The following is a 14,486-nucleotide window of genomic DNA, read 5'->3' as shown; positions in this document are numbered from 1 at the left end:
GGATCGTGGCCGACAAACCGGCGCCCAAGAAACCGCCCGCCGACCGCCAAGCGATGCTCGAGGCACTGGCCGCCCTGTCGGTGGACGCCTCCTCGCCGGACGGTGCCGTTTCCGTTTCGGTCAACACGGACGGCGTGATGACGCGGCTCAGAGTCGGCGACTCCGCGTCGCGGATGTCGCCCGCCGAGATCGCGGACGCCGTCATGCGGACCTACCAGGAAGCGCAGCAAGGATCCGCGAAACGCAGCGCGGAGCTGATGGCGCCGATCGGCAACGCCGGGTACATCACCGACAGGCTCCGCTGGCGGCTCGGGTTCACGCCGTCGTACCAGGACACGGGCGAACCGGCTTCCCCCGCGCCGCGCCGGGCACTGGCGGAGACGGAGAACGTCGTCCTCAAGGACCGCTCGGAAGAACCGGCCGGGCCGGATCAGGACGAGCAGTCCGCGCCGGCGGAATCCGACGACCAGTACTACGAGCAAGGCCTGCGGTACAACCCTTCCTGGTAGAACGGCCTTGCGCTCAACCGCGCTTCAGTTTGCACCCTGGTCCCGGCGGCGCCACTCCGGCGCCGCCGGACCGGAGGGGTCGTGGTGCGGACAGAACACGAGGGCTCGGTGCTCGAAGCCGGGCAGGCGTTGCGTCGCGGAGAAGTGACCAGCGTCGAACTGGCGGAACGCGCGCTGGCCGTCGCCGACGAACTCGGCGTGTACGTCACCCGGTTCCCCGAGCACGCGCTGGCGTCGGCGCGGCGGGCGGACCGCGAGTTCGCGGCCGGTGTGGATCGCGGGCCGTTGCAGGGAATCCCGCTGGGCGTCAAGGATCTCATCGCCGTCGCGGAGGGGCCGACGACCGCCCAGAGCGTCGTGCTCGACTGGGGGCCGGGCATCGACGCGGCGGTGACGACGCGGGTGAAGCAAGCGGGCGGGGTCATCGTCGGGAAGACCTCGACGATGGAGTTCGGCTGCGGGGTCCCGGACCGCGCCGAACCGTTCCCGATCCCGCGGAACCCTTGGGACACCGAGCGTTGGGCGGGCGGATCCAGTTCGGGGACGGCGAGCGGGATCGCCGCCGGGATGTTCTTCGCCGGGCTCGGCTCGGACACCGCCGGCAGTATCCGGATGCCCGCCGCGTTCTGCGGGGTCACCGGGCTGATGCCGACCTACGGGCGGGTTTCGGGAGCGGGTTGTGTGCCGCTGGCCCACACCCTCGACCGCATCGGCCCGCTCGCCCGTACCGCTCGCGACTGCGCGGCCTTGCTGGCGGTCATCGCCGAAGTTCCTTTCGTGGCACCGGAATTCACCGGTGACCTCGCGGGGCTGCGGATCGGTGTCGTCCGCGAGCACCACTTCCCCGAAGACGCCGACCCCGCGCTGGAGCGTGTTTTCGACGAAACGCTGTCCCTCGCGGAGGACCTGGGGGCCACCTTGGTCGAGGTCTCGCTGCCGTATTGGAACGAGCTGACCACCGCGGTGCTGGTCACCGCGAGCTGCGAAGCCCTCGCCCACCACCGAGCCGAATTGAGCGCGAGGTGGCCGGACTTCGGTGTCTCGACGCGGGGGATCTTCGCGGCCGGGGCACTGGTGTCCGGCGCGGATTACGTTCAGGCACAACGGGTGCGGCAGGTGGTGCGGCAGGAGCTGGCGCACCTCTTCGACGATGTCGACGTGATCGCGAGTCCCGTCGCGTCGATCGGCGCCCCCTTGCTCGACGACGTCGCCGACGAAGCCGGACAGCAGAACGCGGAAGTCTTCGAGAAGATCACGACGCCGTACTGGAACGGCGTCGCGAATCCGGTCCTCGCCATACCGATGGGGCGGACCGGCGGCGGTTTGCCGCTGTCCCTGCAACTCGCGGGCCGCCTCTTCGACGAGGCGACCGTCCTGCGTGCCGGTGCCGCGATCCAGGAGGCGCGATGACCCCGGAACTGATCGATCTCGTGCTGGCCAAGGCGGAACTCCCGGCCGACGAGTCCGACAAACGAGCGCTGGCACGCCTACGCTGGCTGTCCACAGTGGAATCCCTGTACGCGGTGCCGATGGATCGCGGCGTCGCGCCGGTGCCGAACGGGGCACCGGCATGACGCGCCGTCCCGGTGAGGGCGCCGTGCTCGCGCTGGCCTGCTCGGGATCGTTCGTGGTCATCCTCGACGCGACGATCGTTTCCGTCGCCCTGCCCGCGATCCGGTTCGGCCTCGGCTTCTCGTCCGGCGCGCTGACCTGGGTGGTGAACGCCTACACGCTCGCGTTCGCCGGTTTCCTGTTGCTGGGCGGCCGGTTGTGCGACGAATTCGGGGTACGGCGGATGTTCGTGCTCGGGATGAGCCTGTTCACCGTCGCGCGGCTCGCCGCCGGGCTGGCCGCCTCGCCGGAAACGCTGCTGGTCGCCCGGACCGTGCAAGGGTTCGGCGGCGCGTTGCTGATGCCGGTGACGTTGTCCCTGCTGACCACGACGTTCACCGAACCCGAGCGCCGCGCGCGGGCCTTGGGCACCTGGAGCGCGGTGGGCGCGGCCGGTGCCGCGGCGGGGCCGGTGATCGGCGGACTGCTGACCCAGTGGGCGGGCTGGCGCTGGGTGTTCTTCGTCAGCGTCCCGATCGGGGTGGTGGCCGTCCTCGCCGCCACGGTGCTGCCGCCGAGGGATCGAAGCCGCCCTCGCGGCAGGCTGGACGTGCTCGGCGCCGTGCTGTCGACGGCGGGACTCGTCGGCGTGGTCTACGCGGTGATGGGTTCTTCGGCCGATGGCTGGGGAAGCGGGTCCGTCCTGTCGCCGCTGCTCGGCGGGCTCGTCCTGCTCGGTGTCTTCCTGCTGCACCAGCATCGGTGGGCGGACGAACCGCTGGTCGCGCTCGGGATCTTCCGGCTGCGGTCGGTCAGCAGCGGCAACGTGGTGATCTTCCTGCTGGGGCTGGGTTTCCTCGCCAGCCCGATCCTGCTTTCGCTGTACCTGCAGGACGTCCACGGGTATTCGCCGCTGCGGGCGGGCCTGGCGTACCTGCCGGTGGGCGTGGCGATGTTCGCCGGCGCGCAGACGGCGGGCGGGTTGTCGGTGCGGCTGGGACCCCGGCGCGCGACGACGCTGTGCTGCGCGATCGGCGCGGCGGGGCTCGCCGGAGTCGCCGCGCTGACCGGGCCGCACGCCTCGTACGTCGTTTCCGTGCTGCTGCCCGGGATGGTCTTCGGATTCGGGACCGCCGCGGCCTTCACCCCGATCACCGTGGCCGCCACCAGCGGGGTGCCGGAGTGGCAGAACGGCCTGGCCGCCGGTCTGCTGAACACCGTCCGGCAGACCAGCGGCGCGATCGGCCTCGCCGCGTTGACCGCGCTCGCGGCGGCGGTGACCGCGACCTGGCAGACCGGCGGTCCGCCGGGAGAGGCGCAGGTGCACGGCTACACCGCCGCGTTCTTCGCTTCCGCCGTCTGCCTCGCGGCCGCGGCCGTGGTCGCGGCGGTGGCGATGCCGGGACTCAGCTCGCCGCCGCGTGCGCGGGCAGGTCGACCCGGTCACGGAACCACTGGCAGTCCTCAAGGCTCCCCTCGCGGCGGCAGGTGAGGAGTTCGACCAGGTAGTCGTGCGCGGTGTCGAGCCGCGCACGCTCCCGTTCGATCTCGGCGAGCTGACCCGCCACCACCTCACGCCAGCGGTGCTGTTCGGCGAGCAGCTCGGTGATCTTGGACAGGCCGAGCCCGCCGGTCCGCCGCCAGCGCTTGATCATCGCGATGCGATACAGCTGGTCGTCGTCGTAGAACCGCTGCCCCGAACGGCGGGTGGCGGTGATCAGCCCGCGGCGCTCCCAGTAGTGCAGGGTCGAGATCGCCAGCCCGAAATGGTCGGCGGCCTCGCGGACCGGCGTCAAGGAAGTCATGTGATCAGTCTAGGTTAGGTAACCCTAAGAAGTCGCTCGTCGAGCCTCGCGAGGTAGTCGCGGCCGAACTCGCCGTTCTCCAGATCGCGCCACAGCACCGGCGGCAGATCCTGCGCCACCTCGGGCGAACGGGACGCGGCGGCCAGCGCGATGGTCGCGGCGGTGTCGACGTCGCCGGTGAACGCGACGCAGGTGTGGAGCATCCGGGCGAGACCGCCGCCCGCGGCGAGCACGGTCAGCGCGGCGCGGACGCTCATCCAGCCCTGCGGGCCGATCTTGCCCGACCACGGCCGCGCCCAGCCGCCGTGCCCGACGTCCTCGGGAAGGATCCCTTCGACCCACCGCGCGACCTCGGCCGTCGGCCCGAGGCGGTGGTGGCAGTAGTGCACGGCGAGTGCCGCCGCCTGCGCCGCGGCGATCCCGGCCGGGGTGTCGTGCGTGATCCTGGCCTGGAGTTTCGCGTGGTAGAGGACGTCGTCGACGGTCGGCAGGAGCCCGATCGGCCCGGCGCGCATGGCCGCCCCGCTCTTGTCGCTCTGCGGCTGAAGCCGTCGAAGCAGCTCTTCGCCGTCCCGGACCTCGCTGAGCAGCTGATGGAAACGCGGCGCGTAGCCGTCGTGCGGATCGCGGTGATACGCCCGGACGAACTGCTCGGCGAGCATCAGCGGCGTCCACCGGCGCCCGGACACGAGCAGTTCGGCGATCGCGATCGTCATCTGCGTGTCGTCGGTGTAGCGGCCGGCCGGGACGCCGAGCTGGCCGGGATGCGGCACGTAACCGGCCATCGTGTTGTGCTCGGCGACGAAACTCGGGTACGCGTGCTCGAAGGAGCCCCCGTACGCGTCGCCGATGGCCAGTTCGACCAGCATCCGTGCTCCTTCAGGCGGTGAGTCGTGCCGTTTCCGAAGGGAGTTTGCCGTAGGCGTCGCGGTAAAGACCGGAAAACCGGCCGAGATGCGTGAAGCCCCATCGCAGCGCGACGTCGGTGACCGTGCCTTCGGCGCGCCCCTGCGCGATCGCGAGCAGGTCCTGGTGCACGTGGTCGAGCCGGACCCGGCGCAGGTACTCCATCGGCGTCAGCCCGAGTTCCGTCCGGAACGCCAGCTGGAGCGCGCGCACACTGACCCGCGCGGCCATCGCCAGTTCGCCGATCGACACCGGTTCGGCGGCGTGCTCCTCGCAGTAGGTCATCGCGCGGCGCACCGCCGTCGACCTCGGCCGGGGCCGTTCTTCGGCGAGCTCGCCGGACAGCGAATGCGGCTGGGTGTCGAGCAGCCCGTGCAGCAGCAGTTTCTCGAAATGCGAGGCGGCCAGCGGCGACCGGTCGAACAGCCCGGACGCGGCGGTCTCACTGAAAGTCTGGAGCAGGGTGATCCATTGGCCCAGGTCCGAGGTGATCATCGGATCGAACCGCAGGGTCTCCGTCGGCGCCTCGCCGAGCCGTTCGCGCATCGTGTCCGCCATCAGCTGTTTGCCCAGGCGGAGCAGCAGGATGTCGGGATGGTCGTACCTGGTCTGGAACCGCGTCTCCGGACCGGTCACGACGTGCCGCGCCGGGACGATCTCGCCGTCGATCCGGACCTGGCTCCGGCCGCTGAGGGTCACGACGACGGTGTACGCGTCCGGAGTCTCTTCGCCCTGCAAGACGACGTCGGAGTCCAGCGTCAGCTCGTAGACCGACAGGCCGTTGGGGTGGATCCCCGGGATGCGGAGGCCGCTGAGCTGGGAGATGTCGAAGGTTCCGGTGGGCGCGGGGGTGTGCAGCTTGACCGAGTCCGGCGCGAGGAACGCCTGGAAGGTGTGCTCGAGCTCGCCGAAGTCGTCGCCGGTGACCACCGTCGACGCGATCGGAGAACCTTCCGAGAACCGTCTGCGCACCTTTCGATCGTGCCAGGCTCAGGCTGCGCGGTGTCAGCGAATACCCATACCGTGGAGTCATGGCGACCGACAAGCTGCGCGTGGTGGGCACATCGTCAAGGTCTCGACGGATCGCTGCACGGGTCATCGGCGGCCGACGTGCTGGAGCGAACCGGCTGGATGCGCTCGATCGGCGGTTCGGCGCCCTATCTCGGGCTGTTCGCCAGGGCCCGGCTCGATCGCGAGACGGTCGACGCGGACGTCGCCCGGCTCGCCGTCCACGAACTGCCCTCGGCCCGCGGCTGCACCTACGTGCTTCCCTCGGCGGATTTCGAACTCGGCCTGACCGTCGGCGCCGGGGCACCGGCGGGCGAACTCGCGGCCGCGGAGAAGTACCTCGGCGTCACGCAGGCCGAGATCGAGCAGCTGTGCGTCACCGTCGCCGACCTGCTCGAGGCGTCCGCCGAACCGCTCGGCCCGGCCGCGATCAAGGACGCCGCCGGATCGGCGGTGCGCAATCTCGGGGAGGCGGGCCGCAAACGCGGCACCACCACGACGTTGCCGCTCGCGCTCGGCCTGCTCCAGTCCCGCGGCGACATCCGCCGCGTCCCGGTCAACGGGCGGCTGGACCAGCAGCGGTACGGCTATGTCCGCTGGACGCCGTCCCCGCGCGGCGCACTGTCCGATATGGACACCGCGCGGACCGAACTGGCCCGGCGGTACTTCTCGTGGGCCGCTCCGGCGTCACTCAAGCATTTCCGCTGGTTCTCCGGTTTCACCGCGGCGCACGCCAAGAAGGCCGTGGAGCAACTGGACCTCGTGCCGCTGGAAGGCACCGATCTGCTGATGCCCAAGGACCTCGCCGTCGAGTTCGAAGGCTTCACCGTGCCGTCGAAGCCGTCGTACGCGCTGCTCGCCGGGGTCGACGGCATCCATCTGCTGCACCGCGAGATGTCGCGGCTGCTCGACGACGCCGACGTCGAACGACCCGTACCGGGTGGCCGCGCAGGGGAGACGCTGGGCGGCCAGGCGGATCCGCCGAGCCACTTGATCGTCGACCGAGGCCGCTTCGCCGGCCTGTGGGAGTTCGACACCGAGACGAACAAGATCGTCTACCGGTTCTTCGGGGACGAGGACGCCGCGCTGCGCGAGACGGTCTCGGAAACCCTGGAATTCGTCCGTGACCGACTGGGCGACGCCCGGAGCTTCAGCTTGGATTCGCCGAAGAGCCGGGCGTCGCGAGTGGCCGATCTCAGTTCTTGAGCGGTATCAGGCCTTCGCCTCGTTGATCAGGATGTCGACGGCCTTGTCGTTGCGGGCGGTCTGCTCGGGGATCACCGAAGCGGGCGGGTAGAAGCCGTCGAGCCCGCCGTCCTTCGGGTACATCTCGAAGGTGTAGCTGAGGATCTTGTGCTTGCCCCACGCCCAGTCGTTGATGTCGCCGTCGGTGACGTACAGATCGCTGGACTGCTCGGGCGTGTAACCGTTGGTGCCCGCCATCTGCTTGCCGACGTCGGCGAAGCGCTTCGCCTCTTCCTCGTTCAAGCCCGTGTCGGTCGCGTCCTTCGTGTAGCCGTACGGCCAGAGCACCAGCTCGGAGAACGTGTGGAAGTCGATGTGCGCCTTGATCTGCTGCGCGCCGCCGACCACCCGGGAGTCCACGAAGTCCGCGACCGCCTTGGTCTCGGACTCGGAGAACGCCGACGGACCGTGGTAGTCCTCGGCGGACGGGCTGTTGCTCGACCCGCCGCAGCAGTTCCACTTGTAGTCCCAGTTGCGGTTCGGGTCGGTGCCGACCGCGCTGCTGCCCGGCACGGGCTTCCGCGTCTTGCGCCAGCCCTGGTACTCGCCGCCGGAGATGTCGTACTCGGAACCGTCCGGGTTGACGTTCGGGATCACGTAGATCTCGTGCTCGTCGACCATCTTCTTGATGGCCGGGTCGCTCGCGTACCCGCTGGTGAACCGGTTCACGATCCGCAGGCACATCTCGGTGGTGAGGTGCTCGCGAGCGTGCTGGTTGCAGGTGAACAGGACCTCGGGCTCGTCCTCGTCCTTGGCCGCGTTGTCGCTGATCTTCAGGATGTTGAGCTCGCGGCCCTCGTAGGACTTGCCGACGCTGGACAGCGTCGCGATGTCGCTGTGGTCCTTCGCGGCTTTCTGCAGCTCAGCGGTCGTTTCGGCGTAGGTGTGGTACGCCTCGTCGCCCGGCGGGAAATCGCCGGCGACGGCCGCGGTGCCCGCCCGTCCGCTGCGCTGCTTCAGCATGCTGTCGAAGTCGCCGAGCGGCTTCAGGCTGAACCCGTTCGCGCGCAGGCTCGCGGCCTGATCGGGCGTGGCCACGACGGTCAGCGCGCCGCCGCGAGAGCCCGCGACGTCGACACCGGTGCGGGCGACGGCGGTGCGCTTCGCGGAGTCGTTCGCGCCCTCCACCGAGTACAACCCTCTCGCCGGGTCGCCGGTCTGTGCGCTCGCGACGGGCGTCGTGACGGCCAGCAGGGCGAGCCCTGTGGCGGCCAAGGCGCCCCAAATGCGACGGCGTGTGGACATTTCGCCTCCGAACGATCTGGGGACTAGGTGTCGTTCACCGTCGCGAAGTGAACTGTCCACGACAACCCGACGATCGTCGTTCCCAGTTACCGTTTACGGCCACAGGAGTTCTTTGACCCAGATGTCCTTTTCGCGCCGGTAGCGGAGCCGTTTGTGCCGCCGATCGTGGCTCGCCTGCCAGAACTCCACTTCGGACGGCGTCACCAGATAGCGGGTCCAGGTTTCCGGTGCCACGTCCGGATTCTCCTCGACCCAGCGGCGTGCTTCCTCGGCCGCGCGGTCGAGATCGGCCGGATCCTCGAGCACCTGGGACTGCCTGCCGATGAACGCCTCGACCCGGGAAGCGGGCGGACGCGCGGTGAAATCGGCCGCGGACACCTCGGGCGCGGCGAGTTCCACCGGGCCGCGCAAACGGACCTGACGGCCCCGCCCCGGCCAGAAGAACGTCAGCGCGGCGAACGGATTCTTCGCCAGCTGAACACCTTTCGGGCTTTCGAAACTCGTCGCGACCGCCCAGGTGTCGCCGTGGACGTCCTTGAGGATCACGACCCGCGCGTCCGGCATCCCGTCGGCGTCCACTGTGGACAGAGTGACGGCGTGCGGCGCCAGGACGTGCTCCCCGGCTTCGTCGAGCCAGGCGAGAAAAAGCTCGCGAGGACCGGACGTTGAAGCCTCGGTGTCGAAATCCGGAAGCTCCTCGGGAAACGACGGCCAGCCGCGCAACGTGCGCTCCATCAGTACCCCGGCGGACGCTGATGCGGCGGATAGCCGGGCGCGGGCGGCGGATAGTGCGGTGGATGCTGACCCGGCGGCGGACCCTGCGCGGGCGGCGGCCCGACCGGGTACTGCGGCTGCCAGCCGGGAGGCGGCGGAGGCTGATGACCCTGCGGAGGACCCGGCGGCATCGGCGGCTGCTGGCCCTGCGACTGCTGCCACTGAACCTGCTGATAGACCTCGGCGGGCTGCGGGAAGCAGAACGTCAGCTTCGCGTTGACCGACCCCTGCACCGCCGCGCCCCAGAGCTTCCCGCCGACGAACGCGTACATCTGCGCCGCCGAAACGTCGACGGCCACCATGCGCGTCTCGCCGCCGAACTGGTTGCCGGACTTCGCCGACGCGGCCTGCGCGGCGTCCGGGTACACCCGGTCACCGATCAGCCCGGCGATCACCACCGAAGCGGCCGTCCAGCCGACAGTGCCCATCACGTTCGCGCGCGCGTGCTGCGTCGCCAGCCCGGTGAAGTCGTACAACGCGGGCGCGGTCACCTCCGGGATCGCCGCCGCGACCACGCAGTAGTTCATCGTCGACATCATCACCGACTCGGTGAACAGGCCCACGACGGCCGCGCTCGGGCCGATCTGGACGGTGTTCAGCCTGCCCCCGCTGCGCTGGATACGCTCTGCCACCGCACCCAGGTACTGCTCCTTGGTGAGCACTGATGCCTCCTGAAGACCGCTACGCACCGCCATCGTCGCATGAACAGGGCGGATGGATGCGGCGACGCGGTGATCCGATCCGCTTCACCGGACGCCGCTCTGCTTCACTGGACCATCATGCGACGTCTTCTGATCTTGCCGCTCGTCGTGCCGCTGCTGGCGGCCTGCGGGCCGACGGAACAGCCGCCGCCCGCGGCGAGCTCACCCACGCCGTCGAACACCCCGGCGCCCCGGATCCCGCCCTCGCCGGAACCCACCGGCAAAGGCCCGTGCCCGTACCTCGGCACCGAGTTCGTCTCGGACGCCAACGGGCAGAAGGTCTCCAAGGTCAAGACCTCCGCGGACCAGCCGCATCCGACCTGCTTCTTCTACGCGCTCAGCGGGAAACTGCAGCTCACCGTGCGGGTGTACGTCGGAGAACCCGCCGTGGCCAAGGCGATGGTCGATCAAGCGGCCCCCATCGACACCTCCAACCCGGCCGACGAACCGGCGGGCTGGAAAGGCGGCTACCAACCCTCCGGAGACGGCGCCGTGTACGCCGTCGCCAAGGGCGGGAACGCGGTAGTCGTGACCACCAACCAGAAGCAGAGCGTCAAGGCACGTACGGTGGCGAAGGAGGCTATCGGTGAGCTGAAGCTCTAGGTAGTGGTATCCACACGTCAGAGTGAAGTTGATCTTGTACTACCCTATGCCGCACGCGCGAGGGTTCGCGGGACCCGGCGCGACGCCAGATCCGGCGGAGGCCGCCATGCGGTGTGGCTCGGCGGCGCAAAAGATCATTTCTCCCCATAAGACAAAAGGACAGGTTTCGTGGCTGACACCCTCAAGGAAATCTTGCTCGACTCCACCCGTCGCCCGGCGGTCGTGAGCGACTTCGAAGGCCTCGTCGACGCCGAGGTTTCGGACAAGGGCGGCGTCTCGGGTGCCGTCGTGAAGACCGGCTTCGCCGCCGTCAAGAAGATCAAGCCGGGCATCATCCCCTCCGCCGTCGACGCCCTGCTCGACGACTTCACCGGTGCCCTCGAGCCGTTCTACGGCGACTACAAGGCCAAGGGTGGCAACGACTTCGGTGCCTACCTGGTCGGCCGCGGCGACGAGGCCGCCGACGCGCTCCTGTCGGTCACCGACGCGCGCGCCGACAAGAGCAGCCGCGACAGCATCAAGAAGGTCTACTCGAAGCTGCGCCCGAACGGCAAGAAGAACGTCGAGGAGGCCCTTCCCCGCCTCGGCCAGCTGATCGACAAGCACGCGGCTGCTGTCTGATCGAGCGCTGACGAAAAACGCGCCGAAGGGGCGTCGACCCGCTTCCCACTCACGTGGGCGGGGAGGCGCCCCTTTTGCCGTGTATCAGGGGGTTGCGCCGACTACTCGGAGCAGGGTGGTGCGTAGTGCGTCCGCCGCTTCGTCGCCGGACATCCGGCCGGAGCCGGCTTCCTCGCCGGCGGCATGACCGAGACCGACGACGACCGCGACCAGCCAGCCGGTCGGCAGCCGGTCGTCGAACTCACCGGTCGCCTTGCCGCGCCGGATGACGCGTTCGAGCCGGTCGGCGATCGGTGAATGGCGTCGCGCGTCGTCGTCCGCGTTCGCGGGAACGGAATCGATCTTCCGGAGCAGCGCGGGATACCGCCCGGACGTCCGGCGGGCGGCCTCGATCAAGCGCATCAGCGCGTCCGCCGCCGGGCCTTCGTCGAGTTCCGCCGCGTCCATCTCGGCGACGGCCTCCTCGGTGATCCGGTCGAGCACCGCGGTCAGCAGTTCCCCGCGTGACGGGAAATGGGCGTAGACCGTCTGCCGGGTCACGCCCGCGTCGGCGGCGATGGCTTCGACGCGGCTTGGAGCAGGAGCGTCATGGAGCCCTTCAACGGCATCGACCCGAAGAAGTTCATCGCGGATTTCCACCGGTCCTACCACGACGACCTGGTGAACAGCGACGAAGACGCGGGCATGATCGTCGATCGCTATCACACGCCGGACATCGTGCAGATCGCCGACGGGCACCGGATGGACCGGGACAAGCTCATCGAGCACGCCCGCCCGGTCCGCAAGAACCGGCCCGCCGGGCGCTGGGAGGTGCACGAAGCCGTCGCGACCGGAGACCGGATCGCCGCGCGGAGCACTCTGCACGTGACGAACCGCAAGAGGGACCTCACTTTGGAGGTCTACTTCTTCGGGCAGTTCACCCCGGACGGCCGGATGCGCCGGGGACACATGCTCACCCGCACTGTTCCCGAAGCATGAAAGGGCCGCCCAGTGACCTCGTGAGTCACTGGGCGGCCCTTCGCGACAAGCAGAAGAGGGTGAGGCGTCAGTTCTTCTTGTCAGCGGAGCTGGCGCTCGAAGCCTGGTGCCCGTTCTTCGGGGCGGCGGGCTTCGGAGCCGCGGACTTGGCCGCACCCGAACCCCCGGCCGGACCGGAAGCGGCGGGCTTCGCGGCGGCGGGCTTCGGAGCGGCCGCGGCCGGAGCGGCGGGCTTCGCGGGGGGAGCGGGCGGAGCCTTCGGCGGCGCGGGCGCGACCGGCGGCTCCTGCTTCGAACGCAGCGCGTAGGCGGCACCGGCGCCGACGACCGCGATACCGACGACCCACGGCCAGCGACGACGCTTGCGCGTCCCCTTGGCAGCGGTCTTCGCCTCGACGAGCGCGGCCTTGAAGTCCTTCTTCGCGGCCTTGAAGTCCTTCTTGCCCCGGCGCTTGGACTCGCCGGCCGACTTCGCGGCCAGGATGGCGGCCTTGCGGGCCTTCCTGCCCGGCTTCCGCATCTCGGAAAGCCTGGCCAGCGCCTCCTTGCGAGCCGCCTTCGAGCTGCGCTTGAGCTCCTTGCGGGTCAGTTCCGTCTTCTTCGCGAGCTTCTTGCGCGCGCGACGGCTGGTCTTAGCGATCTCACCGGCGCTCTCGGAGAGCTTCTGCTCGGCTACCTCGACGGCGTGGGCGGTGGCTTCCTTACCCGCCTCGACGGCACGTTTGCGCAGGCCGAGCGCGCCGGCCTTCGCCGACTCGCTCACCGAATCTGCGGCCCGGGTCATGGCCTTCACCTCATCAATCGTTTTGATTCTGCTTCGTTGCTTGTAACCTATCGTGCCCCTTTTCCCCAGATCTTGCCGCAGATGGCACGATGAAGCTCGTGACTGAAAGCAAGGGATCCCTCATTGGTGGCGCGCTGAAGGCCACTCTGCACACCAACCAGGGTGACATCAACCTGAACCTGTTCCCCGACCACGCGCCGAAGACCGTCGCGAACTTCGTCGGGCTCGCCGAGGGCAGCAAGGAGTACACCCAGCCCAACGCGCAGGGCGAGAACTCGGGCCCGTTCTACAACGGGTCGATCTTCCACCGCGTCATCGACGGCTTCATGCTCCAGGGCGGCGACCCGACCGGCACCGGCCGCGGTGGCCCCGGCTACAAGTTCGGCGACGAGTTCCACCCGGAGCTCCAGTTCTCCAAGCCGTACCTGCTGGCCATGGCCAACGCCGGACCCGGCACCAACGGCTCGCAGTTCTTCATCACCGTCGCGCCGACGACGCACCTGAACTTCAAGCACACCATCTTCGGAGAGGTCGCGGACCAGCCTTCCCGCGACGTCGTCGACGCGATCGGCCGCACGGCGACCGGTCCGGCGGACCGTCCGCTGCAGGACGTCGTCATCGAGAAGGTCACCATCAGCCGCGAAGGCTGACCAAAGAGCCTGTTACGGGGGATTTCGGTAGGTTGGTGGCATCGTGAGCCAACCACCGAATCCCCAGTACCAGCAGGCCGCCATGCCCGGTTGCTGGTGGCACCCGAACCGGCCGACCGGGCTGAGCTGCGCGCGCTGCGATCGTCCGGCCTGCCCGGATTGCCTGCGTGAGGCCGCCGTGGGCTTCCAGTGCACCGACTGCGTCCAGGCGGGCCGCCAGCAGGACCGCGCCCAGCAGAGGCAGTACCGCGACGCCGGCTACGGCGCGCGCACCCTCGCCGGCGTCCAGCAGCCTCGGACCGCCGTCGTGACGCCGGTCCTCCTGGCGCTCAACGTCGTCATCTTCTTCATCACGGTCGCGCAGTCCGGCAGCATCTCGGACAACAACTTCTCGGCGCTCTTCCAGCTCGGTGAGCTGTCGAATCCGCCGACGCTCGCGGCGGGCGAGTGGTGGCGGATCTTCACCTCGGGATTCCTGCAGTACGGCCTGCTGCACATCGCGAGCAACGCCTTCTCGCTGTGGTTCGTCGGACGCCCGCTGGAGACCGCGCTCGGCCGCGTCCCGTTCACCGCGCTCTACTTCGTGTCGATGCTCGGCGGGTCGGCCGCGAACCTGGTGTTCACGGACCTCGACGCCGCGCCGGTGGTCGGCGCGTCCGGCGCCATCTTCGGGCTCATCGGCGCGTACACGGTCATCGTCATCAAGCTCAGGCTCAATCCGAGCTGGCTGCTGGTGATCCTCGGCCTGAACGTCTTCATCACCTTCCAGGTACCGGGTATCTCGATCCTCGCTCACGCGGGTGGTTTCGTCGCCGGTCTCCTGGCGACCTTCGCGCTGCTGTACGCCCCAGAGAAGAACCGGGTGGGCTGGCAGATCGGCGGGATCGCGATCGTCGTCGTGGCGATGATCGGGCTCATCGTCTGGAAGGACGCGCAGACGGTCTCCGCGTACTGCGAATTCGGGAACTACCGAGGTCAGACCGCCTACCTCTGCTACCGGACGTAGCCGCGCTTCCCCTGAGTGGGTTATCCGAAAACCCGGTGGAGAAGCAACGTCATTGGGTACCTTCAGGTTGATCATCAACATCGTCAACTTGGGGGTTGAG

18 protein-coding genes are annotated in these 14,486 nt (G+C 69.2%); 10 read left to right on the top strand and 8 right to left on the bottom strand.

Going from position 1 to position 14,486, the window contains the following annotated elements:
* The first annotated feature begins 5 nt into the window (after window positions 1–5).
* The 4 genes from B0293_RS17975 to B0293_RS17965 all read left to right on the top strand — a co-directional run bounded on the left by B0293_RS17975 (window position 6) and on the right by B0293_RS17965 (window position 3,552).
* On the top strand, window positions 6–509 hold the full coding sequence (locus B0293_RS17975; RefSeq protein WP_005154526.1) for a YbaB/EbfC family nucleoid-associated protein: 504 nt from the start codon (window positions 6–8) through the stop codon (window positions 507–509).
* An 81-nt stretch (window positions 510–590) separates the two neighbouring features.
* A complete protein-coding gene (locus B0293_RS17970; RefSeq protein ID WP_005154527.1) occupies window positions 591–1,919 on the top strand; it encodes an amidase in 1,329 nt (442 codons plus the stop codon).
* Window positions 1,916–2,083 carry a hypothetical protein gene (locus B0293_RS43725; RefSeq protein ID WP_005154528.1) on the top strand — a complete coding sequence of 56 codons (168 nt, stop codon included), beginning with the start codon at window positions 1,916–1,918 and terminating at the stop codon, window positions 2,081–2,083. The genes B0293_RS17970 and B0293_RS43725 overlap by 4 nt, the downstream gene beginning before the upstream one ends.
* Window positions 2,080–3,552, top strand: coding sequence for a DHA2 family efflux MFS transporter permease subunit (locus B0293_RS17965; protein WP_005154529.1), 1,473 nt, complete (start codon window positions 2,080–2,082; stop codon window positions 3,550–3,552). The genes B0293_RS43725 and B0293_RS17965 overlap by 4 nt, the downstream gene beginning before the upstream one ends.
* Here B0293_RS17965 and B0293_RS17960 read toward each other — a convergent pair.
* The 3 genes from B0293_RS17960 to B0293_RS17950 are packed head-to-tail and all read right to left on the bottom strand — an operon-like array spanning window position 3,467 to window position 5,743.
* Window positions 3,467–3,865, bottom strand: coding sequence for a helix-turn-helix domain-containing protein (locus B0293_RS17960; protein WP_039916635.1), 399 nt, complete (start codon window positions 3,863–3,865; stop codon window positions 3,467–3,469). The genes B0293_RS17965 and B0293_RS17960 overlap by 86 nt on opposite strands.
* Before the next feature lie 14 nt (window positions 3,866–3,879).
* On the bottom strand, window positions 3,880–4,734 hold the full coding sequence (locus B0293_RS17955) for an ADP-ribosylglycohydrolase family protein (RefSeq protein ID WP_005154530.1): 855 nt from the start codon (window positions 4,732–4,734) through the stop codon (window positions 3,880–3,882).
* Window positions 4,735–4,744: 10 nt separating this feature from the next.
* A complete protein-coding gene (locus B0293_RS17950; protein WP_005154531.1) occupies window positions 4,745–5,743 on the bottom strand; it encodes a helix-turn-helix transcriptional regulator in 999 nt (332 codons plus the stop codon).
* A gap of 138 nt (window positions 5,744–5,881) precedes the next feature.
* Between B0293_RS17950 and B0293_RS17945 the strand changes: the two genes are divergently transcribed.
* Entirely contained in the window at window positions 5,882–6,985 is a 1,104-nt protein-coding gene (locus B0293_RS17945; RefSeq protein ID WP_245191906.1) for a DNA glycosylase AlkZ-like family protein, read from the top strand.
* Between the two features lie 6 nt (window positions 6,986–6,991).
* On the opposite strand, the gene B0293_RS17940 is transcribed toward B0293_RS17945, so the two are convergent.
* The 3 genes from B0293_RS17940 to B0293_RS17930 all read right to left on the bottom strand — a co-directional run bounded on the left by B0293_RS17940 (window position 6,992) and on the right by B0293_RS17930 (window position 9,705).
* Window positions 6,992–8,269 (bottom strand): M14 family metallopeptidase, encoded by a 1,278-nt coding sequence (locus B0293_RS17940; protein ID WP_005154533.1) that lies wholly within the window; start codon window positions 8,267–8,269, stop codon window positions 6,992–6,994.
* 93 nt (window positions 8,270–8,362) lie between these two features.
* Window positions 8,363–9,004: a pyridoxine/pyridoxamine 5'-phosphate oxidase gene (locus tag B0293_RS17935; RefSeq protein WP_005154534.1), complete on the bottom strand. Its 642-nt coding sequence runs from the start codon at window positions 9,002–9,004 to the stop codon at window positions 8,363–8,365.
* Entirely contained in the window at window positions 9,004–9,705 is a 702-nt protein-coding gene (locus B0293_RS17930) for a hypothetical protein (protein ID WP_005154535.1), read from the bottom strand. Before B0293_RS17930 ends, B0293_RS17935 begins: the two co-directional genes overlap by 1 nt.
* A gap of 117 nt (window positions 9,706–9,822) precedes the next feature.
* Here B0293_RS17930 and B0293_RS17925 point away from each other — a divergent pair, with 117 nt between their 5' ends.
* Together B0293_RS17925 and B0293_RS17920 are read left to right on the top strand one after the other, a co-directional pair.
* Window positions 9,823–10,347 carry a DUF2020 domain-containing protein gene (locus tag B0293_RS17925; protein WP_039916681.1) on the top strand — a complete coding sequence of 175 codons (525 nt, stop codon included), beginning with the start codon at window positions 9,823–9,825 and terminating at the stop codon, window positions 10,345–10,347.
* A 168-nt stretch (window positions 10,348–10,515) separates the two neighbouring features.
* Window positions 10,516–10,968 (top strand): DUF6918 family protein, encoded by a 453-nt coding sequence (locus B0293_RS17920; protein WP_005154537.1) that lies wholly within the window; start codon window positions 10,516–10,518, stop codon window positions 10,966–10,968.
* Window positions 10,969–11,052: 84 nt separating this feature from the next.
* Here B0293_RS17920 and B0293_RS17915 read toward each other — a convergent pair whose 3' ends face one another.
* Window positions 11,053–11,526, bottom strand: coding sequence for a TetR/AcrR family transcriptional regulator (locus B0293_RS17915; protein ID WP_425331823.1), 474 nt, complete (start codon window positions 11,524–11,526; stop codon window positions 11,053–11,055).
* Window positions 11,527–11,556: 30 nt separating this feature from the next.
* Between B0293_RS17915 and B0293_RS17910 the strand changes: the two genes are divergently transcribed.
* Window positions 11,557–11,946: a nuclear transport factor 2 family protein gene (locus B0293_RS17910; RefSeq protein ID WP_005154540.1), complete on the top strand. Its 390-nt coding sequence runs from the start codon at window positions 11,557–11,559 to the stop codon at window positions 11,944–11,946.
* A gap of 67 nt (window positions 11,947–12,013) precedes the next feature.
* On the opposite strand, the gene B0293_RS17905 is transcribed toward B0293_RS17910, so the two are convergent.
* On the bottom strand, window positions 12,014–12,730 hold the full coding sequence (locus B0293_RS17905) for a hypothetical protein (RefSeq protein WP_211284417.1): 717 nt from the start codon (window positions 12,728–12,730) through the stop codon (window positions 12,014–12,016).
* An 89-nt stretch (window positions 12,731–12,819) separates the two neighbouring features.
* Here B0293_RS17905 and B0293_RS17900 point away from each other — a divergent pair, with 89 nt between their 5' ends.
* Window positions 12,820–13,380 carry a peptidylprolyl isomerase gene (locus tag B0293_RS17900; RefSeq protein ID WP_039919022.1) on the top strand — a complete coding sequence of 187 codons (561 nt, stop codon included), beginning with the start codon at window positions 12,820–12,822 and terminating at the stop codon, window positions 13,378–13,380.
* 43 nt (window positions 13,381–13,423) lie between these two features.
* Window positions 13,424–14,386, top strand: a complete 963-nt coding sequence (locus B0293_RS17895; RefSeq protein WP_005161864.1) for a rhomboid family intramembrane serine protease — start codon at window positions 13,424–13,426, stop codon at window positions 14,384–14,386.
* The last annotated feature ends 100 nt before the right edge of the window (window positions 14,387–14,486 follow it).

The organism is Amycolatopsis azurea DSM 43854 (genome assembly GCF_001995215.1).
GTDB lineage: Bacteria > Actinomycetota > Actinomycetes > Mycobacteriales > Pseudonocardiaceae > Amycolatopsis > Amycolatopsis azurea.
Note: the sequence above shows the minus strand (reverse complement) of the source record. Positions and strands in the feature narration are given on the sequence as shown.

Bases quoted from the DNA above. Each gene is read 5' to 3' on its own strand.
- B0293_RS17905 (WP_211284417.1), bottom strand. From the start codon at position 12,730: ATGACCCGGGCCGCAGATTCGGTGAGCGAGTCGGCGAAGGCCGGCGCG.
- B0293_RS17935 (WP_005154534.1), bottom strand. From the start codon at position 9,004: ATGGAGCGCACGTTGCGCGGCTGGCCGTCGTTTCCCGAGGAGCTTCCG.
- B0293_RS17955 (WP_005154530.1), bottom strand. From the start codon at position 4,734: ATGCTGGTCGAACTGGCCATCGGCGACGCGTACGGGGGCTCCTTCGAG.
- B0293_RS17960 (WP_039916635.1), bottom strand. From the start codon at position 3,865: ATGACTTCCTTGACGCCGGTCCGCGAGGCCGCCGACCATTTCGGGCTG.
- B0293_RS17900 (WP_039919022.1), top strand. From the start codon at position 12,820: ATGAAGCTCGTGACTGAAAGCAAGGGATCCCTCATTGGTGGCGCGCTG.
- B0293_RS17940 (WP_005154533.1), bottom strand. From the start codon at position 8,269: ATGTCCACACGCCGTCGCATTTGGGGCGCCTTGGCCGCCACAGGGCTC.
- B0293_RS43725 (WP_005154528.1), top strand. From the start codon at position 1,916: ATGACCCCGGAACTGATCGATCTCGTGCTGGCCAAGGCGGAACTCCCG.
- B0293_RS17910 (WP_005154540.1), top strand. From the start codon at position 11,557: ATGGAGCCCTTCAACGGCATCGACCCGAAGAAGTTCATCGCGGATTTC.
- B0293_RS17925 (WP_039916681.1), top strand. From the start codon at position 9,823: ATGCGACGTCTTCTGATCTTGCCGCTCGTCGTGCCGCTGCTGGCGGCC.
- B0293_RS17965 (WP_005154529.1), top strand. From the start codon at position 2,080: ATGACGCGCCGTCCCGGTGAGGGCGCCGTGCTCGCGCTGGCCTGCTCG.